This window comes from Vulcanisaeta sp. JCM 14467, from assembly GCF_001316245.1.
Taxonomy (GTDB): domain Archaea; phylum Thermoproteota; class Thermoprotei; order Thermoproteales; family Thermocladiaceae; genus Vulcanisaeta.
This window is the reverse complement of the sequence record NZ_BBDM01000014.1, coordinates 53,090-76,018: the sequence shown is the minus strand read 5'-3', so window position 1 is coordinate 76,018 and position 22,929 is coordinate 53,090. Positions and strand designations below refer to the sequence as shown.

At 46.5% G+C, this 22,929-nt stretch carries 26 protein-coding genes and 4 pseudogenes; 16 read left to right on the top strand and 14 right to left on the bottom strand.

Annotation, left to right across the window (positions count from 1 at the left end):
* From rpsK to JCM14467_RS18405, 3 genes are all read right to left on the bottom strand, one after another.
* Positions 1–263, bottom strand: a 263-nt coding sequence (gene rpsK, locus JCM14467_RS18415; RefSeq protein ID WP_252901552.1) for a 30S ribosomal protein S11, incomplete at its 3' end; no start/stop codon positions are given.
* 109 nt (positions 264–372) lie between these two features.
* Positions 373–603, bottom strand: a complete 231-nt coding sequence (locus JCM14467_RS18410) for a hypothetical protein (protein ID WP_252901551.1) — start codon at positions 601–603, stop codon at positions 373–375.
* Entirely contained in the window at positions 600–1,040 is a 441-nt protein-coding gene (locus JCM14467_RS18405; RefSeq protein ID WP_252901550.1) for a hypothetical protein, read from the bottom strand. The genes JCM14467_RS18410 and JCM14467_RS18405 overlap by 4 nt, the downstream gene beginning before the upstream one ends.
* Positions 1,041–1,129: 89 nt before the next feature.
* On the opposite strand from JCM14467_RS18405, the gene JCM14467_RS12135 reads away from it, so the two are divergent.
* The gene (locus tag JCM14467_RS12135) at positions 1,130–2,314 is read left to right on the top strand and encodes a mandelate racemase/muconate lactonizing enzyme family protein (RefSeq protein ID WP_054850336.1); all 1,185 of its coding nucleotides are present in this window, start codon (positions 1,130–1,132) and stop codon (positions 2,312–2,314) included.
* A 117-nt stretch (positions 2,315–2,431) separates the two neighbouring features.
* Here the strand turns inward: JCM14467_RS12135 and JCM14467_RS12130 are convergent.
* The 3 genes and pseudogenes from JCM14467_RS12130 to JCM14467_RS12120 all read right to left on the bottom strand — a co-directional run bounded on the left by JCM14467_RS12130 (position 2,432) and on the right by JCM14467_RS12120 (position 5,133).
* Positions 2,432–2,736, bottom strand: a pseudogene (locus JCM14467_RS12130) (50S ribosomal protein L14e).
* 167 nt (positions 2,737–2,903) lie between these two features.
* A pseudogene (locus JCM14467_RS12125) lies at positions 2,904–4,191 on the bottom strand (MFS transporter).
* Positions 4,192–4,200: 9 nt separating this feature from the next.
* Positions 4,201–5,133, bottom strand: a complete 933-nt coding sequence (locus JCM14467_RS12120) for a GHMP family kinase ATP-binding protein (protein ID WP_054850335.1) — start codon at positions 5,131–5,133, stop codon at positions 4,201–4,203.
* Between the two features lie 448 nt (positions 5,134–5,581).
* On the opposite strand from JCM14467_RS12120, the gene JCM14467_RS12115 reads away from it, so the two are divergent.
* The 5 genes from JCM14467_RS12115 (at position 5,582) to JCM14467_RS12095 (ending at position 10,301) form a co-directional block, all read left to right on the top strand.
* Positions 5,582–6,436, top strand: a complete 855-nt coding sequence (locus JCM14467_RS12115; RefSeq protein ID WP_054850334.1) for a DUF169 domain-containing protein — start codon at positions 5,582–5,584, stop codon at positions 6,434–6,436.
* Positions 6,423–6,914 carry a C-GCAxxG-C-C family (seleno)protein gene (locus JCM14467_RS12110; RefSeq protein ID WP_252901547.1) on the top strand — a complete coding sequence of 164 codons (492 nt, stop codon included), beginning with the start codon at positions 6,423–6,425 and terminating at the stop codon, positions 6,912–6,914. Before JCM14467_RS12115 ends, JCM14467_RS12110 begins: the two co-directional genes overlap by 14 nt.
* Positions 6,911–7,174, top strand: a complete 264-nt coding sequence (locus JCM14467_RS12105) for an FAD-dependent oxidoreductase (RefSeq protein WP_054850332.1) — start codon at positions 6,911–6,913, stop codon at positions 7,172–7,174. The genes JCM14467_RS12110 and JCM14467_RS12105 overlap by 4 nt, the downstream gene beginning before the upstream one ends.
* A 17-nt stretch (positions 7,175–7,191) precedes the next feature.
* Positions 7,192–8,331, top strand: coding sequence for a dihydrolipoyl dehydrogenase family protein (locus JCM14467_RS12100; RefSeq protein WP_054850331.1), 1,140 nt, complete (start codon positions 7,192–7,194; stop codon positions 8,329–8,331).
* A gap of 242 nt (positions 8,332–8,573) precedes the next feature.
* On the top strand, positions 8,574–10,301 hold the full coding sequence (locus tag JCM14467_RS12095; RefSeq protein WP_444823193.1) for a long-chain-fatty-acid--CoA ligase: 1,728 nt from the start codon (positions 8,574–8,576) through the stop codon (positions 10,299–10,301).
* A gap of 98 nt (positions 10,302–10,399) precedes the next feature.
* Here JCM14467_RS12095 and JCM14467_RS12090 read toward each other — a convergent pair whose 3' ends face one another.
* From JCM14467_RS12090 to JCM14467_RS18395, 3 genes are read right to left on the bottom strand one after another with little or no spacing between them, the layout of a single operon-like run.
* On the bottom strand, positions 10,400–10,906 hold the full coding sequence (locus JCM14467_RS12090; protein ID WP_252901546.1) for an amino acid-binding protein: 507 nt from the start codon (positions 10,904–10,906) through the stop codon (positions 10,400–10,402).
* Positions 10,907–10,927: 21 nt separating this feature from the next.
* Entirely contained in the window at positions 10,928–11,368 is a 441-nt protein-coding gene (locus JCM14467_RS12085; RefSeq protein ID WP_252901545.1) for a hypothetical protein, read from the bottom strand.
* Positions 11,369–11,381: 13 nt separating this feature from the next.
* Positions 11,382–11,534, bottom strand: coding sequence for a hypothetical protein (locus JCM14467_RS18395; protein WP_252901544.1), 153 nt, complete (start codon positions 11,532–11,534; stop codon positions 11,382–11,384).
* A 54-nt stretch (positions 11,535–11,588) separates the two neighbouring features.
* Here JCM14467_RS18395 and JCM14467_RS12080 point away from each other — a divergent pair, with 54 nt between their 5' ends.
* The gene (locus tag JCM14467_RS12080; protein WP_252901543.1) at positions 11,589–11,852 is read left to right on the top strand and encodes a hypothetical protein; all 264 of its coding nucleotides are present in this window, start codon (positions 11,589–11,591) and stop codon (positions 11,850–11,852) included.
* A 49-nt stretch (positions 11,853–11,901) separates the two neighbouring features.
* On the opposite strand, the gene JCM14467_RS18390 is transcribed toward JCM14467_RS12080, so the two are convergent.
* Together JCM14467_RS18390 and JCM14467_RS12075 are read right to left on the bottom strand one after the other, a co-directional pair.
* On the bottom strand, positions 11,902–12,081 hold the full coding sequence (locus tag JCM14467_RS18390; RefSeq protein WP_252901542.1) for a CoA transferase: 180 nt from the start codon (positions 12,079–12,081) through the stop codon (positions 11,902–11,904).
* Positions 12,082–12,180: 99 nt separating this feature from the next.
* Positions 12,181–12,681: a GIY-YIG nuclease family protein gene (locus JCM14467_RS12075; RefSeq protein ID WP_054850329.1), complete on the bottom strand. Its 501-nt coding sequence runs from the start codon at positions 12,679–12,681 to the stop codon at positions 12,181–12,183.
* Between the two features lie 107 nt (positions 12,682–12,788).
* Here JCM14467_RS12075 and JCM14467_RS12070 point away from each other — a divergent pair, with 107 nt between their 5' ends.
* Positions 12,789–12,980 carry a 50S ribosomal protein L37e gene (locus JCM14467_RS12070; protein WP_054850328.1) on the top strand — a complete coding sequence of 64 codons (192 nt, stop codon included), beginning with the start codon at positions 12,789–12,791 and terminating at the stop codon, positions 12,978–12,980.
* Here the strand turns inward: JCM14467_RS12070 and JCM14467_RS12065 are convergent, their stop codons facing one another.
* Positions 12,981–13,934 (bottom strand): hypothetical protein, encoded by a 954-nt coding sequence (locus tag JCM14467_RS12065; protein WP_054850327.1) that lies wholly within the window; start codon positions 13,932–13,934, stop codon positions 12,981–12,983.
* Between the two features lie 53 nt (positions 13,935–13,987).
* On the opposite strand from JCM14467_RS12065, the gene JCM14467_RS12060 reads away from it, so the two are divergent.
* The 6 genes from JCM14467_RS12060 to JCM14467_RS12045 all read left to right on the top strand — a co-directional run bounded on the left by JCM14467_RS12060 (position 13,988) and on the right by JCM14467_RS12045 (position 17,999).
* Positions 13,988–14,587 carry a hypothetical protein gene (locus JCM14467_RS12060; RefSeq protein WP_054850326.1) on the top strand — a complete coding sequence of 200 codons (600 nt, stop codon included), beginning with the start codon at positions 13,988–13,990 and terminating at the stop codon, positions 14,585–14,587.
* Positions 14,588–14,866: 279 nt separating this feature from the next.
* Positions 14,867–15,013 carry a hypothetical protein gene (locus JCM14467_RS18385; RefSeq protein ID WP_252901541.1) on the top strand — a complete coding sequence of 49 codons (147 nt, stop codon included), beginning with the start codon at positions 14,867–14,869 and terminating at the stop codon, positions 15,011–15,013.
* A gap of 94 nt (positions 15,014–15,107) precedes the next feature.
* Complete coding sequence (locus JCM14467_RS18380; protein ID WP_252901557.1) at positions 15,108–15,245, top strand: DUF354 domain-containing protein; 138 nt, start codon at positions 15,108–15,110, stop codon at positions 15,243–15,245.
* Entirely contained in the window at positions 15,239–16,111 is an 873-nt protein-coding gene (locus tag JCM14467_RS12055; RefSeq protein ID WP_252901540.1) for a DUF354 domain-containing protein, read from the top strand. The genes JCM14467_RS18380 and JCM14467_RS12055 overlap by 7 nt, the downstream gene beginning before the upstream one ends.
* 197 nt (positions 16,112–16,308) lie before the next feature.
* A complete protein-coding gene (locus JCM14467_RS12050; RefSeq protein WP_342765552.1) occupies positions 16,309–17,040 on the top strand; it encodes an NAD-dependent epimerase/dehydratase family protein in 732 nt (243 codons plus the stop codon).
* Positions 17,037–17,999, top strand: a complete 963-nt coding sequence (locus JCM14467_RS12045; RefSeq protein ID WP_054850325.1) for a glycosyl hydrolase family 4 — start codon at positions 17,037–17,039, stop codon at positions 17,997–17,999. Before JCM14467_RS12050 ends, JCM14467_RS12045 begins: the two co-directional genes overlap by 4 nt.
* Here the strand turns inward: JCM14467_RS12045 and JCM14467_RS12040 are convergent.
* Together JCM14467_RS12040 and hutI are read right to left on the bottom strand one after the other, a co-directional pair.
* The gene (locus JCM14467_RS12040; protein ID WP_054850324.1) at positions 17,992–18,426 is read right to left on the bottom strand and encodes a hypothetical protein; all 435 of its coding nucleotides are present in this window, start codon (positions 18,424–18,426) and stop codon (positions 17,992–17,994) included. The two genes, JCM14467_RS12045 and JCM14467_RS12040, sit on opposite strands and share 8 nt — an antisense overlap.
* 41 nt (positions 18,427–18,467) lie before the next feature.
* Positions 18,468–19,721: an imidazolonepropionase gene (gene hutI / locus JCM14467_RS12035; RefSeq protein ID WP_054850323.1), complete on the bottom strand. Its 1,254-nt coding sequence runs from the start codon at positions 19,719–19,721 to the stop codon at positions 18,468–18,470.
* A 50-nt stretch (positions 19,722–19,771) separates the two neighbouring features.
* Here hutI and JCM14467_RS12030 point away from each other — a divergent pair.
* Positions 19,772–21,536 (top strand): annotated as a pseudogene (locus JCM14467_RS12030) (glutamate--tRNA ligase).
* A gap of 65 nt (positions 21,537–21,601) precedes the next feature.
* Positions 21,602–22,689: pseudogene (locus tag JCM14467_RS12025) on the top strand (threonine synthase).
* The last annotated feature ends 240 nt before the right edge of the window (positions 22,690–22,929 follow it).

The window sequence follows — 22,929 nt, the reverse complement described above, 5'->3', positions numbered from 1 at the left end:
GGGCTTGGCTTATCCCTATCGGCCTTAACCATCTGGCCACCACTAACCCTTGCCACGGTCTCAGCGCCTGTTAAGTCCGTGATTATTATGATCGTGTTATTATAGCTAGAGTAAACATAGGCAATACCCCACCTAAGCTTCCTAGCCCCACTAACCTGAGTTGGCTTTATCTCAGGTAACTGCGTTGGTTGTGGCGCTGGTTGGGTTGGTTGTGCCTCTCCCTGAACCTCCTCAGTCGCCTTTTCCGTGTTTTCCTCAGACATTTGGTGCTTGGCATTTTTACTCATTTTATAAATTTTCTCGCTATCGACTAGTGGATGCCCCTCATGCTCTCGATAATACTCATCATGTGGCTAGTGCCGATCCTAAACCTCATTGGGTCAGGTTCCCTCTCGGCCGCCTCATCAGCTCAAGGGCCTGCTGGTAAGTCCTCACGCCACCTGCAACCTTAATCCCAATCCTTGGGTTATATTTCCTGGACAACTCAGCCATTAATTTGACGTTTTCGATCTGGGCACCGGTCTTATTACCGAGCTTCTCCGCATAGTCCTTCTCCTCAAATCCCGTGCTCGTCTTTATGAAGTCAGCCCCGGACTGCATCACAATCCTGTAGAGCTCCAGCTTCTCCTCCTGGTTGTGTAGGCGTCCTCAACGATGATCTTAATGACCTTACCCTCCCTATGGGCCGTCTCAACCACGGCATTGATGTCATACTCAACCTCACTCCAAAGCCCAGACTTGACAAGGCCTATTGGAGCCACTATGTCGAGTTCATCCGCGTACTGCGAGTAGCGTTTTACGGCGTCGACCCTAGTCTCCGTGGTACCTGCGCCAAATGGAAAGTCAACGACGGCAACCACCTTGAACTTATAGCCCTTACGGGCCATGTACTCCCTGGCATACCTAAGGAATACTGGGTTAATCGTTATTGAATGGGCACCGTACCTAGCCGTATCCTCTATTAACGCCTCTATCTCCCTAGTCGAACCATAAGGCCTCAGGTACGTGTTATCTATCAAACCTATGATATTAACCTCCATACACTTAAACACACAATGACTTATTAATGCTTTACCTGCCAATGAAATACTTATTACTTATTAAAGATTAATACATTGGGCAGCTGAGTATGAGTGAACCAACTATTAAGTCTGTTAGGGTATTGACAGTTATGGGGAATTTCGAGTGGCCCATAGTCAAGGTTGAGCTTAGTAATGGGCTTATCGGCTATGGAGAGTGCCATAGGGGTCCTGGGATTAAGGAGGTGTTGAAGAGGGCTGAGGAGTTGATTAGGGGTAAGGAAGTTAATGTTGAGTACCTGCTAAGGCTCATTAGGAAGCACATACCAAATTCCGAGTGGGGCGTGGTTAATAACGCAATTAGTGGCTTAGAAACGGCGCTTTGGGACTTGAAGGGTAAGTTAACGGGTTTGCCGGTTTATGAACTGCTCGGTGGTAAGGTCAGGGATAGGGTGGCCGTCTACGCCGACCTACATGCAGGCGCTGGCATTATTGAGACAGGTGGCAAGAGGTGGGTTGAGCTCGCCAGCACCGAGGTGGCTTATAACGTTGAGAATTACGTAAGGAGGGCTAGGGAGGCTATAGGCATGGGATTTAGGTACATAAAGTTTGATGTTGACGTGCCGGAGAACATGATGGAGACTGAGTTTGACAGGACCTTCGGCATGAGGATTGTTAAGTTCGTAACCTCATTCATAGGCGGCGTCAGGGATGCTGTTAAGTATGACGTTGACATAATGATTGATGGGCACTGGGCATTTAGTGTGCCGACGGCTATAGCCATAGCCAGGGAGTTGGCTAAGTACGATGTCTTTTGGTTCGAGGACCCAGTACCGCCGGAGAATATTGATGCCATGAGGGAGGTGAGGCTGAAGTCGCCCGTGCCCATAGCCACTGGCGAGAAGCTTTACAGGTTATCGCAGTTCAGGGAGTTGATTGAGAAGGGGGCTACGGACATAATACACCCAGACGTCCAGAGACTTGGCGGCCTGCTTGAGATGAAGAAGATAGCCTACCTGGCCGAGGAGTATTACATACCCGTCGCAATACATAACATATCAAGCCCAATAGGTACCATGGCTAACGCCCACGTGGCGGCAACGATAGGGGATTTCATAGCCATTGAGTGGCACGCCATAGACTTACCCTGGTGGCCTGACATGGTTAAGGAGGGCATGATCATTAAGGAGGGCTACATAACGCCACCAAAGAGGCCGGGTCTTGGCGTTGAATTGAATGAGAGAGTCGCCGCTGAGCATGCGAAGGACCCAAGCGAGGTCAAAGAATTTCTCTAGGTAGTTAATCAATATGGAATTATAGAATTAAAGATAAATAGCCGAGAAATGACTTAATCCTTAGGTGATGAGTGAGCCCCGATAACGGGATTGATGAAGAGGATGAACCGACTGACCTCACTGTTGTGTTGGCACCATTGACAGCTTCGGCTTAACAACCTGCTTCATGTAATCGATCAGGTTAGCTCCTCAATTGCCTTGAGAACCTCCTCATCACTGGCGCCCTTCTTAATATTTACCTTGTACTCGGTCGGCTCGATATGCTTAACGTTGACCGCCCTCCTCTTAACGCCGGTCAGGGACTTGGGCCCCGTTATTATTACGAAGTTCTCATCCTTAATATCCACAATGACACACTTCCTACCAGCCTCCCTGCCAGCCACCTTAACGCAAACCCTACCAATATCGAATACCCTAGGCATCAAGCACGGTTAGTGCTGGGCTTTATAAGCATTTCATACGGCATAACTTAGGGTCTATTACCAGGATACGTCTCGAAAGAAACAACCGTAGTGCTGGGATGTGGTAATTCCCTTTAAGCAATTGTTGGAGAAATACATAAGTCAAGAGGTATTTTCGGAAACATAGGTTATTTAAGTATGAGGTCCTCTGAGACCCACGTTTCCCTTGAGAACGAAATCCCAATTAGTATAAGCACAGTCCATATAAACATCGTTAACACCCAGGCAGTTAGGAACCCGAGATACCCAGAAATGGCTAGCGTGATTGGTATTGCAAAGGAACCCACTATTAACCCACCATTGTACGCCACGCCCACACCTGATGCCCTATATCTTTTACTAAAGACCTCAGAGAGGAATGCAGGTAGTGGGGCAAAGATCATGGCCTCAACAAATGCCTGCACGCCAGCGCCAATCAATGCGCCTGCCCAGCCTCCATACAACACTGCGAGGGAAGTGGGATATATAATGGCCGCAAATGCTATTGTGTAAACTAAAATCGCTAATTTACGTCCCTTTATCAAGTAAGTAACCAGTGACCCACCAAACCATACACCGAAAAGGGAGACCAAATTCACAATTGCCACTATAAGGCCCATCTCAGTTTCGCCAATGTTTGCGTACTTCGTTAGAATAGTTGGGTAAAGGGAGAAGGTTATTCCATTTACAGCGAGGAGCCCGGTGGTTATCATGAGCGCCATCATTAGATCGCGCCCAGACTCTCTTATAAGTCGGGCCAGCGGTACCCTCTCCACTTGCCCAACTTTCTTCATATCCTCGAATACTGGTGACTCCGGAATGGAAAGCCTGAGAACAAGAGCTATTAGCCCCGGTATGATGGATGTTGCAAAGAGGACACGCCATCCTATGTAGGTCATTGATGAGCCAAAATAGGTTGAAAGGGCGCTGAAAACCAATGCCACAATGAAATAACCAGTTCCAAATCCGCTTTGGACAAAGGATCCGATTATTCCCCTTTTCTCTGGCGGTACGGATTCCATACTCAATGCAGTACCACCACCATACTCAGCACCAGCGAATAAACCCTCTATGAAAAGTATCATAAATAGTAAGCTGGCGCCAACAAGCCGGCTTGGGCATAAGTAGGAAGTACCGACCTTAAGGCGCCCAAGATGGAGAAACCCATGATTGTAATAACCAACATAGTCCTTCGCCCCAACTTATCTCCTAGGTAATTCCCAAAGATGGCACTTCCTAATGGTCTGGCAACACCATTGGCGGCGAACCCCAGATAGGTTGCTATAAGCTGCCAGTGGGTTGAGACTTGGAAGAAGAGCGGCTTATTATCGATGCAGCTAGGGCATAGGCTATTGAGACGTAACCATCAAGGAGCCACCCAGCCCAGGCGGCTAAGACAATACCCCACTGAACCTTGTTAAGCCTTGTGGCGCACATAGGCCTACCTCACACCATTACCAGGGGCTTTGGTCCTCCATCATAAATCCTAGATACTATTAAAGAGCCGCCATATTCTGACGCTACCTTCACTACGGCAGGAAGGCGCTTCTTATGAACAACCGCATGCACGGCTTTCCCAATCATATTCTGAGTGGCGCCAATTGCTCCGGCTGCAGTCATTTCATCAGCTATGGAGAGCAACTCGTGATCCCCAATCCCGGATAACTCTGCAAAGCGCCTAGCTTCACGTAGTAATGTCTCAGGTCTTGGATTAGCCATTACACGACGCATGGTCTCAGCCCCCACCTTATTCACACGCTCTAATATGTCTGGGGATTTTAGGACACTCGACTTTTCAATTGGGCCAAAGTATAGCGAGACCACGTAAAGTGAGCGGTTAAATGGAATTCGTTCGAACCTGCCTATCCAAAGCGCACCCGGCTCGGTCACTAGCCCAATACCACCGGCCACCAATCCCTCGGCCGTGCCTAGACCCGTTAAAGAGACCACGTCCGCCACATGCGCTATTCTCGAAGCCTCCACTATAGGCAGTGGCTTTCCAAGTGCGGCAGAGAGGGCAAGCGCGGCACCCATTGCCCCTGAGGCACTCGTCCCAAAACCAGCACCCGTCGGCACATCAAGTCTATGTGACACTATTACACGCAGCCCATCTGTTATTCCAAATCTCTCAAGAACCATAGACACGGCAGCCCTCGTAGTCCTCGCATCGCTAGGCTCACCATTAATCCTCACCTCAATAGATATAGGGCCACTCTTGGGCTCAACCCTTACATATGTTTTGATACCAGCCGTAATCGCCATTCCACCACCCCTTGCCCCTACTCGTAAGGGATCGAGTATTGGCTCTCCATTCTCTGATACCACATGCGCCTCAAAAAAGCTTGAGATTACGGCTGGTGTAAAGAACGCTGAACGCATATCACGTAGAGGAAATAAGTAAATTATTTAACTTTTATCGTGTTTTTATGTTTACAATGGTAAGAGATATCTATACTCAATTACTCATAATTTACCCCCAACCAAATGCCCTATTTTCTAATGTGATAAGAAAGAAAAATCTTTAACGTTGTATACAGTTAATTAATAGTTAATTAAATGTTCACAATATATTGTGGAAAATTAGTTTAGCATGGTTGTTCTAAAAGAGTGTGAAAGTTGATGAGTATTTTATAGGCAATGCATATAGCCTTACCTTTTACAGTCTAAAACACCAATGAGTATTCAATAGTCAGGAATTCGCGCTGACTATGCCATTCCTATCACCGTAGAAGAACACCCAAGTATTAGACATAAATTATATGAAATACGGTAAATATATAAATTATATACCTATATTATTTATAAACTATTAAATGATTTATCACTAATGGCCATAAGTTCTCAAGAACTTCTTGAGAGGTATAGACGTTATTCAAATGATTTGATGGAAATACTTAGGTTGAGAACGAAGCCCGTTGGTGTTGCATTAATTGATAGGGACCCCGACGAGGCTGGTATTAGTGTGTTTCGACCTCTCAGGCATTTCCGTAGGAAGTTGACATTTTGCCAGATGACCGCCGCGGCTAGGTATTATGACATGGGCATGGCGGCTACGTTGGAGGATATGGCATGCCCTGGTGAAATAATAATATTTGGGTTTGCCGAACCGCCTGACTATTTCCTCGATGGTAGTCTTAGTTACGGTCTCTACACAAGGACGAAAGAGGCTGGTAAGGCGCTCGACAATAGCTTACCAAGGCTACCAGTGGGTAAGTATAAGGCATTACTAACAATGCCCCTGGATAATGTTATCTACGAGCCTCAGGTCGTGATGATTTATGGAACACCTGGCCAAATGGTGAAGTTAGTCACTGCTTATGTTTACGTTAGTGGTGAGAAGGTCACATTGAGCGCCAGTGGTAAGGCTGGTTCAGACACGGCTGTTGTTGAGACAATCCTCACCGGCAAGCCAAGGCTTGCATTACCTGGTTATGGCGATAGGATTGTTGGGCATGTGGAGGATTATGAAATGCTCTTTGTCACCCCAGCGAGCCTATTGGGCGATATTATTGATGCACTTAAGGAACAGAACAAGTCGAACTTCATAGTTTACCCACCAATGCCCAGCATATTCTATAGGGTTGATTTTAACTCCATACCAGTGATTGGGCACCTATACGATAGGTTCCTCAAGGAAATTGATGAGAGGATAAGGAAGGAGAGGGGTGGTGGCGGTGGATAATGAGGAACTTGAGAAATTGATTAGGAACGCCAAGGAAAGGGCTACACAATTGCTTATCGAGACGGAGAACTGCGCATACTCACCCTTCGTAGCTCTACTCGAAGCACTAAACATTAAGGCATCACCCGAATTATTAGCCGCATCAATAGGCTTTGCAGGTGGCTTAAGTGGTTCTGGACACCTCTGTGGCGCCCTGTGGGCTTCCATAGCAGCCGTGAGCATCTACATGAAGAGGAAGATAGATGAGGAGAAGAGTGGTAAGCAGGTTAATGAGCCATTCATAGCGCATCACATTGAGCTTCATAATAAGGTTGCGGATGTTTATAAGCAGTTCGTGAACATGTTTGGGTCGCCAAACTGTAAAGACCTAAACCCCAGGTTTGACCTGGTATCACCTGAACAGAGGAAGAAGTGCACAGTCATTGTTAGGAAGTCTGTGGAGATAACCCTAAGGTCATTACTGGGTGGTTCTAAATGAGTGTTGAGATCACGGGCAAAGAGGCCGAGAGCACGAAGTGGGACCTCGTAATCATAGGCTTGGGAACTGCGGGTGCTGACGCTGCAGTACGCGCTGCGCAGTTGGGGCTTAAGGTGTTGATTATAGAGAAGAACAGGGATAGGCCGGGCGGAACATGCGTGAACGTTGGTTGTGTGCCAACGAAGAAATTAATATACATAGCTGATCATTACCATGAATTAAGTAAGTACCTGCCGGTGAGGGGCTGGTTGCCAATGTAAAACTTGATGCAAAGGTGATGTTTAAGGCCAAGGATCAATTAATTAATCAGATAAATGCGTGGTACATGTTTAGGGTATTCCCGAGTTGGGGCATTAAAGTCCTGTTCGGTGAGGCTAGATTAGCATCGTCAAGCTCCGTTAAAGTCGGCGACTCAGTAATCGAGACTAAGAATATATTAATAGCGACTGGTTCTAAACCCAAGATACCAGTAATAAAGGGTATAGAACAGGGGTTGAAGAGGGGCTTCGTCATAACTAGCGATGAGTTTTTCTCCCTTGATTCAATTCCAGAAAGCATATTGATTGTGGGTGGTGGGGCAATAGGCGTTGAGTTGGGGACGCTGCTTCACAAGCTTGGTTCTAGGGTTATTATTGTTGAAGTAATGGATAGGTTATTACCGACATTCCCAGACCCAGAGCTAGGTGATTATCTTGCCAATAGAATCATGAGGGAGATGTATGGAATTGATGTTAGGGTTAAGACGTCCGTGACGGAGGTGGATCCTGACAATAAGCTTGTTCGTTTATCCAGTGGCGAGACAGTTAAGGTTGATAAGGTCTTAGTTGCCGTTGGTAGGGTTCCGAATACTGAGGGGCTTAACCTTGAGGATGTTGGTGTTGAGGTTAAGAATGGCGCCGTCGTGGTCGATAACCACGCGAGGACAAACATACCCAACATATACGCGGCGGGTGACGTGACGGGTAAGTACATGCTAGCCAGTGTGGCTAAGGTTCAGGGAATCGTCGCCGCCGAGAATGCGGCGGGTCTGAATTCAAGGATTGACTATGATTTAATACCCATGGTGGTGTTTTCAGACCCTGAGGTAGCCTCCGTGGGTGCTGTGGCAAGTAAGGATGATCCTAGATACATCGTTACTAAGATGCCGAATGCCATAAATTACAGGGCCATTGCATATAATAAACCCTATGGCTGGACAAAGATTGTGGCTGATAGGGCTAGTAAGAGGATTGTTGGTTTTCACATGGCTGGGCCGTGGGCCTCGGAGATTGTTAATATGGCGGTAATAGCCATTAAGAAGGGTTTAACCCTCGATGAGATGAAGGAACTCGTATTTTCACACCCTGTTTTTACAGAACTCTTTATAGATGCCATGGAATTGGCTATAGGAAGTAATGTATACCTGCCCAAGAGGTAAATCACATTAATTGATAGAGGTAGAATTCCAATTAAAAATAGTAATGCCTTTCAATAGCTTAAAAAGGAGAGATAGAAAGATATTATCTAACCATTATTAAATAATGGCATGAACCAGGGTAATGAAGCATATTTCATAGAAAAATATAGTAATACCTAATATATTTATAGGTTATTTAATACCAACATTTATAAATAATTTTACAATCGACAACGCATGAAAAAAATTAAAGCTTTGGAAAGGTGGTAAAAAAAGAACAGAAAGAACAGGTACAGAAAGAAGCCAAAGAAGTCAAGGAAATCACTGGATTTAGAGACTATCCATTGACAGTTGATAAAATACTTACCTGGGCCTCATACGCCTTTCCTAATAATGAGGTTGTTTATTGGCCTCCTGGTGGTTCTAGGGTTTCGGTGACCTTTGCTCAATTTGCTGATAGGGTTCGCAGGGTGGCAGCAGCACTAATGGATCTAGGTATGCAACCGGGTAAGCCATGGGAATTTGGCTCCAAGATTGCTGTCATGGAGTGGGATACCCTTAGGTATGTTGATTTATTCTATGCAATACCATCAATAGGCGCCACATTATTCACAGTAAACATTAGGTTAGCACCGCACGAAATAATGTACATATTAAATATAGCAAAGCCAGACACCTTGATAATAAATATTGATGACTTTGAACCATTCATAAAGCCTATCCTGGACAATATTAAGACAATAAAACTCGTCATCTACATGAGTGATAGGGGTAAGTCGCCGGGTCAGGATTATGGTGTTAAGATGATTCCTTACGAGGACCTACTCAAGCACGAACCACTCAGGGAATTCCCAGAAATCGACGAAAGAACACCGGCAACAATGCTATTCACATCAGGGACCACCGGCCCACCAAAGGGTGTTTACTTCACCCATAGGCAGTTAATGCTCCATGCAATGTCAGTGACAATAGCATTGAGTTACCCACCGTATAATGTTAGCATTAAAGATGTTTCCATGCCATTAATACCGTTATTCCACGTTCACGGCTGGGGAACACCATACGTGGTAATGCTTTCGGGCACTAGGAAGTACGTACTGCCGGGTAGGTATGATTGGGGCCACATACTCAGGTTAATACATGAGGAGAAGGTCACATACACGGGTGGTGTACCAACAATACTATACCTACTCCTTACCCACCCTGACTCACAGAAATACGACCTAAGCGGGTTAAGGTTTGGTAACGGCGGTTCCGCAATGCCCGAGGGACTCTATAATGCCGCAAAGACTAGAGGAATTAACATTGCCTCTGGTTATGGAATGACCGAAACCGCTCCCGTACTAACAATGGCTTATCTAAGGCCTGAGCATCTGAACCTTACCGAGGATGAGAAGAAACAGATAGTGCTTAGGACTGGCTTGCCCATACCGCTTGTTCAGTTGCGTGTTGTTGATGAGCAGGATAGGGATGTGCCTAAGGATGGTAAGTCAATGGGTGAATTAGTGGTTTGGTCCCCATGGGTAGCCAGGGAGTACCTGAATGATCCTGAGAAGACGAAGAACGCATGGCGCAACGGCTGGTTCCACACAGGAGATGTAGCGGTTTGGCTACCTGACGGCTACGTGATAATAGTTGATAGACTCAAGGATGTAATCAAGAGCGGTGGTGAATGGATATCAAGCGTTAAGTTAGAAAGCATCATCAGTACCCATCCCGCTGTTGGTGAAGTGGCGGTAATTGGAGCTCCCCATCCAAAATGGGGCGAAAGGCCAATAGCGATAATTGTACCAAAGTTGGGTCAACGGGTTACGGAAGACGATATTAAGAACTACCTGACGCAATTCGTGGAGAGGGGCGAGATACCGAAGTGGTGGATACCGGATAAAGTTATAATAGTCGAGGCCGAACTACCAAAGACAAGTACGGGAAAAATAGATAAGAAAATACTTAGGGATAGGTTCAAGGATGAATTTATGTCATCCACGTGAGGATTTTCATCACGTAATTATTATATCACGATAAAAATCCCTCTTCTCAATTTTAACGTTGCGCCTAACATTGCCTAAAGTCTCGAATAAACCTCTGATTATCCCTTCGTCATTGGCATACCGATATCATCGTCGAAGGACCTTGCTATTGATATCACGGTTCTACCAGGCATGAACTGAACATTGACTAGGGCTATGACACCAAGGGCAGTGAGTATCCTCAGTGAGGAGTATAGGGCATCCCTAAAGTCCTTCATTGAACTTAACATGAATCTCATTAACTCCTTACCATACTCATAGCCAAGCCGCTCAATGAGTTCGGGATCCCTTTCCATTACGTAAAACACCAATGCCCTCATGAAATTCTCCTGGACAAAGCCAAGCACCGTGAATGGTAGGTCCAGTACATTCACCGTATTAACCCCATCGACGCCGGCAATAGCATTCATTAATTCGTTGCTTACCTCACCATCAACCTCAATGAGTATCGCATAGCTATTACCCACGATATTCCTTATATTCAAGTTCCGAGACCTAATCATGCCCGTAATATCATTAAGAAGCCCTGGTCTATCCCTCGAAATGCTAATCAATAACCAAACCATGGGTAATAATTAACTGCCAACTTAAAAGGGATTACTATAAGTCCCAGCGATGTGGTTCCGCTTAATAGTTCTGAGCCCCTGCATGACCTTCTCCAACACGGGCTTACCCACGTTCCTAAGCGTATCCACATCCGGCGGGTTTAGGCAGTGCTTGAACTCAATGGGTACGTTTATGCCGAGACTACCGAGACACTTAACCATCCTATACCAATTACTCGACTCATTAATCCCGCACTTAATTGCAGCGAGTAAGAACAATAACTCCTTAAGGGATTTACAGGCCACCACCTCATCATCACTGTTTAAAAACAGGAACTCCCTCTCATCAATCAACTCCAACTCATGCCTAATTGCTGAGTCCACGTCGATGTCGAGGGGGCGCCCATAAATTAATCGGCCAGTCTTGATTACGTAGACGAAGAACAGGGTATTGCGGGGTTCCTTAAAGACTTGTAAGTCCACGTTATCTCCAACCCTAGGGACTTCCCCAGGCACTTTTTTCTGTGAATACGGCGATATCGATATCGCCACCACTACAATCAAGGGAGCCGCCATAAACGTATATCGCATATGCATCCCTGAATTTATCAATCACCTCATTAATAACATGCACCGGCACGCAGTCCATACCCCTGCTTCAAGTTAATACTTAATAAGTTAATAATTAAGTAATTATTACTAAATGCCATTTAAGGCTAAGTACTATATCTACTGGGTCGACACAGACGCGGCCGGCATCGCCCACTTCACATCATTCCTAAGGCTCGTGGAGCGGGCTGAGGAAGACTTCTATAGAATGAATGGTATTCTTCATTATCACTCAATCGCGCCACGAAGAGAACTCTTCATAACATACACGGCACCACTACGTAGGGTGATGCGGCCGTTGTTGAACTGTGGCTTGACGAGGTCAGGACCAGGGCGATTAGGTATAGGTTTAGGATAATTAACGAGACGACCGGTAAGGATGCGGCGGAGGGCTACCATCAACGTATTTAATGAGATACACTTAACCGTGAACTCCTCCTTCGTATACACATACACTCAAGCTTAATCACATGCTTATTCCTATTCATGGCCAGGTAATACGTACTGACCCCATCCCCAATCACGTGACCCCACGACTTAGTCATATCACCCTCGGGAGACTCAACCTTAACAACCTCAGCGCCCAAATCACCAAGTAAGTCGCAAATGGCCCAGCTGCGGAATGCGTCAAATCAATTACTTTAATACCCTCAAGCGGTAATTTACTCATACAGGAATAAAATCACCTACCCCTTTATAGGATTTAATGCAGGATTTAACTTCTCAATTAAGCACTCCTCAAGCTTGCTCCTTACCATCTTACCACCGTGAGTCTCATCCTTCAAATCATCGCACATTACCACGAATATCCCAAGGCCATGAATTAATCTCCTTAGGACTCCTTTAACGAATTCCTCCCTGTCCCTCACACTTAATCTTTCCCACTCAGCCCTTAAGTCACAGATGTGGTCTAGGTAATACATTAGGAACCTAACAACACCCTCGGAACCACCTATATGCACTGCACAGTGTTCTCTTGATAACCTACGCGCAATGTCGTCGGTCTCGCCAACGTAGTATATCGTGGATTCATCAAAGAATACGTAAACGCCGGCGTAATGGGCATTACTAACGTTTTTGCAATTATAAATACGGAGTAGGCATTTATCAATGGGAATACCCACGTAATTAAGGCATTGAGTGACGGCTTCTCTAATCCTTGTCTCTGTAATTTCAGTATTGCTCATGCTATTGGTAAATTGGTGATAGAATTAGGATAAAAAGCGTTGCAAATCGTGTTAATTAGGTTGAGGCGGCAAAAGTTATAAAGCAGTGGACTTAACGTGGTCAATGTATGGTTAAGGGTACGCCAAGCTTTGGTAAGATGAATAGGGGCTGGACACACATTAGATGCCCTAGGTGTGGTAGGCACGCGTATAACCCTGTCAAGGGCTACTGCGCAGCCTGTGGCTGGGGTAGGTCTAAGAGGATTAGGCGCTACTCATGGCAGACCAAGCACCCACTGACTAGGGCTAGGTTAAGATAATCAATCCTCACCCTCATCCCTAACCCTCCTGAACTGCACTAGGTAATCCCTGGGTGGCGGCTCCCTCGCGTATAACTCCCTCCTCATTGCCTCGAGCAATTCATCCTCACGGTTAAGCAGCCCCGCATACGTCATTACCGAAACTCCCAATCTACTTGCCTCCTCGAATAACGCCCTCAATTTATTCCTCCAATCCAAATCCCTCAACGTGTGATGGGCTATGATTAACCTATTGAGGAATCCCGCCCTTAGAATTGCCGTGAGATTCCTTAAGGCGTTACTCACGTATTCCTCGCCAAAACCCCTCCTTGATAGATACAGCGGTGGCCCGCCAACCACTAATGTTTTAGGTTTCATACTCATGACATAGTCAATGGCTGATTGCGAGACCGGCCCCTCAACATCCGGCATGAAGGTTAATGTTTCATCATCCTCGATTATCGTGATTGCCACCACCCTACCCGTCCTAGCGTTTTCCTCACCATGCGGCAGTGACTGCGATATAACGAGCCTCGTTGAGCCTATATTGAACTCCTTACCGTCCACAAACACCAACTCCTTCGCAATACCCTCAATGGCTCTCCTTAACCCGTAATACCTCCTCCTCTGGCTCCAGTTCTCATCATCTGGCGACTTCATAAGCACAACCTTACCACTGTATACCTTCCTGTAACTATCGTTTGTCGTACCCATGTAAATGCTTTGGTACGGTACTGTGAAGTGGTCCCTGTGGTAGTGGCTTATGAACACGTAATTAGTCTCCTCCGCATACTTCTCCAGAACACTCCTCAGAGCCCTAACCCTCTCCAACTCACGGGGATGTGGCGGTAAGCCGTACCTATTTGGCGATAGGCTGATCCCAGGGTCCAGGAGTATTGATAGATCCCTCGTCCTCACAAACATTGCCATTGACCTAACCCCAAGGCTCTCCTCGGCTATTGGCACAACCTCCATATACCTAATCTGACATGTAAGATTTATAATGTCTTTAGTTTCACATAAGCCCAGTGGATGGCTTTAAACTCGGCTTTGCCGGTAGGTCATCCACCTGGAACCTACTTAGGAAACTCGTCTTTCCTGAACACGTCGCGTTAAGGTACGTTGGTAGCGAGGGGGATTGCCTGGGGCTTGATTTCGTGATTGTCGAGAGGTATATGGCGGATTTAGTTCGTTGTCCCAGGGTAATGGTACTAAGTGGTTCGAGTGTTGATGACTTAATTGAATCGGTAATTAATGGGTTAGGCCTTAATGAATTGAATGTTGGGGTTGACATTGGTAATTCTAGGTGTGGCGCCATTATACTTGCGAATGATGTGCCCTTAATCCACGTAACACTCAGCTTCGTAAGGCTCATTAGGATGATAAGGAGACTGGCTAGGCGGTCAAGTATAAATTTAATAATTGGTACGAGCCCCGGCGTATCGGGACTTGTTAGGGATTTCGTGAAGTCATTAAGGGATGTTGATGTTAAGATTAGGGTTGTTAATGAGGATATGGCTTATGGGAAGAAGGATGTATTTAGAACTAGGTATCCATACTTAACACTTGACGAGCTCGACGGGTTAGTTTATGCATATACCGGCTTAACCATGGGCATCCATGAGTGATTACTAATTGGCTTAATCAGTGAGATATCCTATGCATGTTATTTATATAATACTTGTAAAATATCAGTAACATATGTGGAATAATGGTAGTAACTTTTATAAAATAATTACGATGAGCATTCATGATGCCGATTATAATTAAGTGCCATTCATGCGGCTTCGTATTTTACAACGACCACCAGCTCAAGAGCATCGATGAGGTACTCAGGTATTGGGGTTATCATTGTCCAGTCTGTGGATCGCCTCTTTCTAGGACCCCGTTGAGGATATTCGTGGGCGGTGCGAATATCGCGGAAGGTCAGCCTAAACATAGCAGTGGTTTCCATAAACCTACCTAGGGGCGTGCTTGAGGAGGTCGATAAGTGTGTAAAGTTAGGTGAATACGTAAGTCTTGTTGGTGGTCGTCGCATTAAACCTGAAAGTTAAAATATACCTATTAACTGCGTCTTTAAGTAATGGTTATTAAGGCATGGTTTGATGCATTAACGGCTAAGCAGCTAGGATTGCCGCCGTGCTTAGCATGGAGGGTAGGAGGAGTGGTATAGACTTTGTAATAACGTGTAGGAAGTACGATTATGTGGAGGAGGTTTTAGACATGTTTAACCTGCATTATGAGTGCGTTGGCTATCATGGTGAGAGCCTAGGGAGAAGTTGCTAAGGGGTATTGAGAGGCAGTTGGCATTGCTTGATGTGGTTAGGGACTTTGATGTTCATGTATCGTTGACGTCGCCGGATGCCGTTAGGGTTGCCTTTGGTCTTGGTAAGCCAATAATAGCGTTAACGGATACTGCCCATTCGTACTTCGTTAATAAGCTGACCCTGCCATTGGCCAGCACAGTAATAGTGCCCTCAGCAATACCAATGAGTGAGTGGGCCAAGTACATACCCAGTGCTGAGATTGATAAGGTCAGGGCATTTGACGGTGTTTTTGAGCTCATGTGGGTAAATAGGTTCAAACCAACTGGTGACTCTATTAACAAGCTTGGGCTTAGGAGTAAGGAGTTTGTCGTCATTAGGTTTGAGGAGGCAAGAGCTTCCTACTATGGTTATGGTGATAAATCACGGCTATTAATTAGGATGGCTAGGAAGGTTCTTGAGAGAGGGTATTACGTGGTGATGTTCCCGAGGTATCCATACCAGGAGGAATTGATAAAGTCCGAGTTAGGGCTTTTTCTCAAGCTTGGTAAGTTAATAATACCGAGAAACATGAAGCTGGATGGTCTTGATCTATCATGGCACGCAAGACTGGTGATAACAGGTGGCTCAACGATGGCCCATGAGGCCGCATTACTTGGTACACCGGCCATTAGTTACTTCCCTCAGCATTATTACATCGATGATTATCTGATGAGTAAGGGATTACCACTTTATAGATGTGTTGATGAAGATTGCCTGGTGGTGCTTGACTCAATTCTTAAGGCAGACAATGAGCGTGTTGATACGAGCTCCATACTGAACAGGATGGAGGATCCAACTACGCTCATAATAAATGAGATAAGGAGACTCACAGTTGAGGGCAGGTAAGACTTCAGTGGGTAATTAATATTAAGGCAAACCTGTAGTCGGTGGTTCGATGAAGATTTTAGTGACTGGTTCCTCGGGATTCCTGGGCAGGAACATAGTTAATTGCATGAGACTAGGGGTCACGAGGTCAGGGGCTTGGACATAGTTAAGGCGGAGTCTACGGATTACGTGATCGATATAACGAGGAGGATGATGTAATTAATCTCTCTAAGGAGGGCTTTGACGCAATTATTCACCTGGCCGCATATCCAAACCCAAGGTCATTTACAAATGCGGGAGCGCTTAAGGGCCTTGATGTCAATGTTGTTGGCACAATAAACATGCTAGAGCTCGCGAGGGTGTTGAATGCTAGGTTCTTGCTTTACTCAACATCGAATGTCTATGGAAAGCCCGCTAAGTTGCCAGTCACTGAGGATGACCCGTTAAGGCCCTTTGAGGGTTATGGCTGGAGTAAGGTTGCGGCTGAGGCGGTATCGATGTCTTACCATGTCGTTCATGGGGTCCCCGTGACGATATTCAGGCTGTGGAAGCCCTACGGACCATATGATAATGGTGTTGTTGGTATATTCATAGCCAGGGCGCTGAGGGGCGAGGACCTGGTGGTGAATAATGGTGGTGTTGATACCACGGACTTCCTCTACGTGGAGGACCTCTGCGACGCCACAGAGCTGGCGCTCAGGAAGGATGAGGCTGTTGGGCAGGCCTTCAATATTGGGCTTGGTGTTGAGACATCAATACTGGACCTAGCCAAGATAATTGTTAAGTTGGTTGGCTCGAACTCAAAAATCAATGTGCAACCGAAGACTGCCGAGCCATTTAGGAGTTATCCAGATGTTAGCAAAGCCATGAGGATCCTCGGCTTCAAACCTAAGTACGACCTGGTGAGTGGGTTGAGGGCTACGATTGATTGGTTTAGGCGAAATCTATGAATGCCTATCTGAATTACGTGTTAATTGCTGTAGTATCCTTCGTAGCTTCACTCATTACGGTATACGCAATATCCAGGTTGAGAAACCCAAAATTGCTGGCGCCGGATGCCCATAAGCCGTACAGGGTCTTGGTGCCTAAGATTGGCGGTGCCTCCATACTAATTGCCATGGGTATCGTCACGTTAATGGCGTACTTAATCAACGACGCAAGACTACTCGCACTTGGCCTTGTGACCTTAACAGTGGGCTTGATAGGGCTTGTCGATGATCTCAGGGGCTTACCCGTTAGTGTTAGGGTCTTCCTACCATTGGTGCCGTCGTTGATAATACCCGTGGTTGTTCACGGCTACATATACATACTCCTGATTGGTCACGTCCATAACTTCTTCGTTGTTGCATTTCTCTCAATGCTTGCGGTCACCGTAATGGCCAACGCAGTCAACATGCTTGATGTGATGAATGGTATAGTCCCAACATCAACAATAATGATAATAGCGGTTAGTGGATTCATCTCATACATGGCAGGTTTCAGCTATGCCCTACCAGCAATGTTAATACTCATACTCACCGTACTACCACTAGCCATCTTCAATTGGTACCCTGCCAAGGTCTTCAATGGTAACGTTGGTAGCTACGCGCTTGGCGCGATGATGGGTGCATTCATGGTGCTTTATAACGCTGGGACTCAGGGCGTTATATCCGCACTCCCGTACATAGTCAATGGCTTCCTAATAGTAATAACGGCGAGGGGCTTCAAGCCCAGGGAAACCCTGAAGAGGCCGGTAATCGTCAATGACGGTGTTATCCACGCAAATAAAGTACCTGGATCACCAATTACCTTAGTCAAGCTGATGGTAATGAGAAGGCCGAAGACGGAGAAGGAGATTGTTCGTGATGTATTACTGCTATTCCTAATAACGAGTCTAGCCTCACTCTCATTGCTAGTAATCACTACTTAACCACGACAGCCTCCCTAATGCTTATGTTTGAGCCCCTCGTAATATAGATGCTCCTCATGTTGCTCAATTCCCTGAGCACGCCAAGGTAGAACGTTGCTTCCATGAAGTCTGTCTGCTCCTCAAGGCTTCTGGGCTTCCTCCTCCTGACCATATTCACGAAATCCTCAATCCCCATGCCATACTTACGCTCCAGGTCCTTAATCAATACCCTAAACGTCTCTGGTCTATACTCACCATAGTCGTTAATGCAGGGTGGCGGACTTAACCCAACCTGCCTAGTTAGGTTGACTATGTATGGGCATGTGGCTGGATCCCTACCGGCTGGGCAATGTTCCTGGCAAACAACCATTGCATACCTAAGGATCCTCTCGAGGATGCTCAACGGCATTACCACGTACTCCTCATCAGGGTCCAGGTTTACGCCCATCAATGGTCATTAATGGCTTGAGGAATTAGTAAATAAAGTTTTCAAGGAGTACATTCCTTATTAATCATAACGCCCGCAGGCGTCGACTCAAGCACAGAACCGCCCTTAATAACGGCGAGTATCTTATTCCTACCCAACTCATAACTCAACCACCTATAGTTTGGCACGTCCCAAATCACTATGTCGGCCAGGTAACCAGGCTGTAGAATACCCCTGTCCCTAAGACCTAGGCTATAGGCCGCATTTACTGTGGATGCCATTAGGACCTCCATGGGCGTCATGCCGAATAAGTACGTGGCCAACTCCATGGCGTACTGCATGCTCAGGGACCAGGAGTTTGGACTGAAGTCCGAACCAAGTGCAATGGGTACCCTGGCTTCCTTCAATGCCCTAATTGGTGGTTTCTTGCCACTCATTAGTGATAATACGGTTATGGGTAGTAACGTTGCCACCGAACCCCTCTCAGCGATTACCTTTACGTTCTTCTCCGGCAGGTTAAGTAGGTGGTCAAGCGATGCCATACTGAACTCTCCAGCTAAGTCGCTACACCCTATGTAGGCGATCTCATCAGCATGAATCCTAAGCCCAAAGCCCAACCTGGAAGCCTCCCTAAGTATTTCCCGGGTTTCCTCAACCGTGAATGCACCCTCATCACAAAACACATCGACAAACCTAGCCAAACCTCTCGCCTCGTTAAGGGACTTAACAACGGCACTTACATACTCCCTCCTACCCATGTCCCTGGGCGGTACATGGACTAGGTATGTGGGCACAACATCGATGGGTGCTTTACTCATTGAATCATTGATTATCCTAAGTAGCCGAATTTCCTGGGCTGGGTCAATTCCATAGCCGCTCTTAACCTCTATCGTGGTTGTGCCGTACTTGGCGACCTCAAATAACCTATTGAGTAGTATCTTCCTGAGCTCGTCATCCGATGCACCGACAGTGGCGCTAACGGTCCTGTAAATACCGCCGCCCCTCCTGAGTATTTCCTCATACGAAACACCCTCAAGCTTCAGCTCAAGCTCATCCTCCCTGGAACCAGCAAAGAGTAAGTGCGTGTGAGGATCCACGAGACCCGCCGTCACTAGGGACCCTTCAGCAGGTACTCGGCACTTAGCCTCGTACTTCTTACCTATAGAGTCCCACGACCCAACATCGACTATTTTATCACCATCAACCGCAATACCGGCGTCCTCAAGTATTAGCACGGGATCCCCATACCTCCAGGGCATGGATTTAGCAGTGACTAACTGTTTGATTGGACCTATGAGTAGGGATACCCTGCTCATAGTATGGTTGCCTAGCGTATGCTTAAAAAAATATTGCTTAATTGATTAACATGCCCATGGATAGGGATAGGATTAGGGACATTGCCCTGAAGCATGCGTTGGTTAATGCCGTGAAGTTTAATGGAAAGGCAAGTATGAATGCCGTCATTTCTAAGGTATTCGCTGAGGACCCGTCACTTAGGTCAATGGCTAAGGAGGTTGCCCAGATTGTTAAGGAGGTGGTTGATTACGTGAACTCCCTGAGTCTTGATGAGCAGAGGAATTTACTAATGAGTAGGTGGCCCGAGGCCCTTGGCGAGAGGAGAGTTGAGTCGTATAGGAAGGGGATTGAGGACCTACCACCACTACCCAATGATAGTAAGTACGAGGTGATAACACTAAGATTCGCACCAAACCCAGACTTCGTACTCCACCTGGCAGTGCCAGGCCAGCCATAATAAACTACGCCTATAAGCTGAAGTATGAGGGCTTGGGTAGGAAGGCGAAGTTCATACTTAGGTTTGAGGATACTGACCCAAGGACGAAGAGACCGCTTCCTGAGGCTTACGATGCGATTAAGGAGGACCTGAGATGGCTCGGTATCAAGTGGATGAGGAGTACGTACAGTCGGATAGAATGGGGATTTACTACGACATTGCCAAGAAAATTATTGAGAGGGGTGGCGCATACGTTGCCGCAAAGGACACGGAATGCACACCAGATGATTGGAAGAGGTCTAAGGCAACAGGTAAGCCGTGCAGGAATAGGGATGCTGACCCAAGCATTAACCTTGAGCTCTTTGATAGGATGCTTGAGGGACGCTATGGGGAGGGTGAGGCCATCATGGTGATAAAGACTGATTTGCAGCACCCGGACCCGAGTGTTAGGGACTGGGTTGCCATGAGGATCATAGACACGACTAAGTACCCACACCCGAGGGTTGGCTCTAAATACATTGTTTGGCCAACGTATAACTTCTCCGTGTCTGTCGACGACCATTTAATGGGCATAACCCACATACTTAGGGCCCAGGAACACTCCGTGAACACGGTTAAACAGTCATTTATCTTTAAGCACATGGGTTGGGAACAACCCGAGGCCATACACTTCGGTAGGTTAAAGATCGTGGGCATGACACTAAGCAAGACCAAGCTCAAGTCTCTGGGCATTAAGTGGGACGATATAAGGCTACCAACACTGGCGGGGCTCAGGAATAGGGGTATTCAGCCCGAGGCCATTTGGAACGTGATACTCCAGGTTGGTGTCAAGCCGACAGATGCCACAATATCCTCGGCAAACCTATTCGCAGAGAATAGGAAGATTATTGAACCAAGGGCGAATAGGTACATGGCAGTGATAGACCCGGTGAAGGTAATCATTGAGGGGATCACCGAGGAATTAACGGCCAAGTTACCAATGCACCCATCATACCCGGAGCGTGGGTTTAGGACAATAACCCTGAAACCAGTCGATGATAAGGTAATGGTCTTCATAGGCAGATCAGACTATGACAAGGCTGGCGTCGGCTCGGTAATTAGGTTGATGGAGCTCATAAACATCGAGGTAGCTAGTAAGGGCGAGGGTCAATTAATTGCGCGGGTGCATAGTAGGGATCTCGAGAGTGCGAGGAGGGTCAATGCACCAATAATTCAATGGGTACCACCCAATGGATTGCCAATAAGGGTTTTACGGCCTGAAGATTTGAAGCTTATTGAGGATGCGGGGCTTGCGGAACCAGCCGTGGAGCAAGTGGCTAATGGTGAGGTTGTGCAGTTTATGAGGTATGGCTTCGTAAAGAGGGTTGGGCATGATCGGTTTATTTACGTCCATGATTAAGGCATAACGTTGAATTCGTAATTTACGAAAAGTTAATTTAATCCTAAGAATTAATGAATTAATGTATGAAGGTATGGTACAGGTGTTCAAGGTGTGGCTATACAACTGAGGCATCATCATGGCTTTGGCGCTGCCCTAAATGTGGTGGTCCACTTGACCTGATTATTGATAGCTTGAAACTTACACTTAGTGAACGTAGGGATTTATGGAGATTCTCCAGCGTAATACCGGCAAGGCCTGTGGTTACCCTTGGTGAGGGCTATACGCCATTGATTAATGCCAGCTTTCTCGGCAAAAATACCTACCTAAAGCTTGAGTACCTCAATCCAACTGGCTCATTTAAGGATAGGGCTCTGCCGTCGCCGTATCTAAAGCCCTGGAGTTTGGCGCCAATACCGTAGTCGAAGACTCAAGCGGTAATGCCGGTATATCCATAGCAGCTTACGCGGCTGCGGCTGGCATTAGGGCTAGAATATATGTACCCAAGGACGCGCCTGAGGGGAAGAAGAGTCTCATAAGATCACTAGGGGCTGAATTAATCGAGGCCTCATCCAGGGCTGAGGCGGGTAGGTTAGCCATAGAGTCTGTGAGACCCGGCGAAGCATATATTGGGCATGCGTGGAATCCCTGGTTTCTGCAGGGCACGAAGACCTTGGCATACGAATTACTTGATCAACTGGGGCATGCCCCTGACGCCGTAATCTTACCAACGTCAGCAGGCACCTTACTCCTTGGCCTATGGATTGGCTTTAACGAGTTACTAAGTCTCGGCCTTATTAATAAAGTGCCGCGACTATACGCTGCGCAGGCCCAGGGGTTTGCAAGTCTCTATGAGAAGATACATGGCGATTATGTAAGGGAACCCGCAAGACTCGCCGATGCATTAAGGGTATCTAATCCGCCAAGGATTGAGCAGATGGTTAAGGCAATTAGGTGGAGTAATGGCGATGTATTGGTGATTACCGATGATGAACTTCTTCAGTCGTGGAAGTTCCTGTTAAGGAGGGGATTTATCGTTGAGCCAAGTAGCGCAATAGCCCTTTCAGGTTATGTTAAGTTGCGGGAGAATAATTATCTAGGTGATGATGAAGATGTCGTGATAATTCTAACAGGAAGTGGCTTGAAATATATAGATATTATGAGTAAAATATAATGATATATATTTAACAGGAGTAACCTTTATAAACACGTGCTATTTCCTACGTGCCGTGAGGATCTCGAAGAGGAGCGGTGCATTCCCAGGGTCCGCCATTAGGGGTGTTAATGAGGAGGTTGTTAAACTTGAAAGGTCGGGTATTAAGGTCTATAGTTTCCATATTGGCCAGCCCGGTCTTCCACCTAGTAGGGAATTGCTTCTTGAGTTTACGAAGGAGCTTCTTGAGAGACCCTTTGA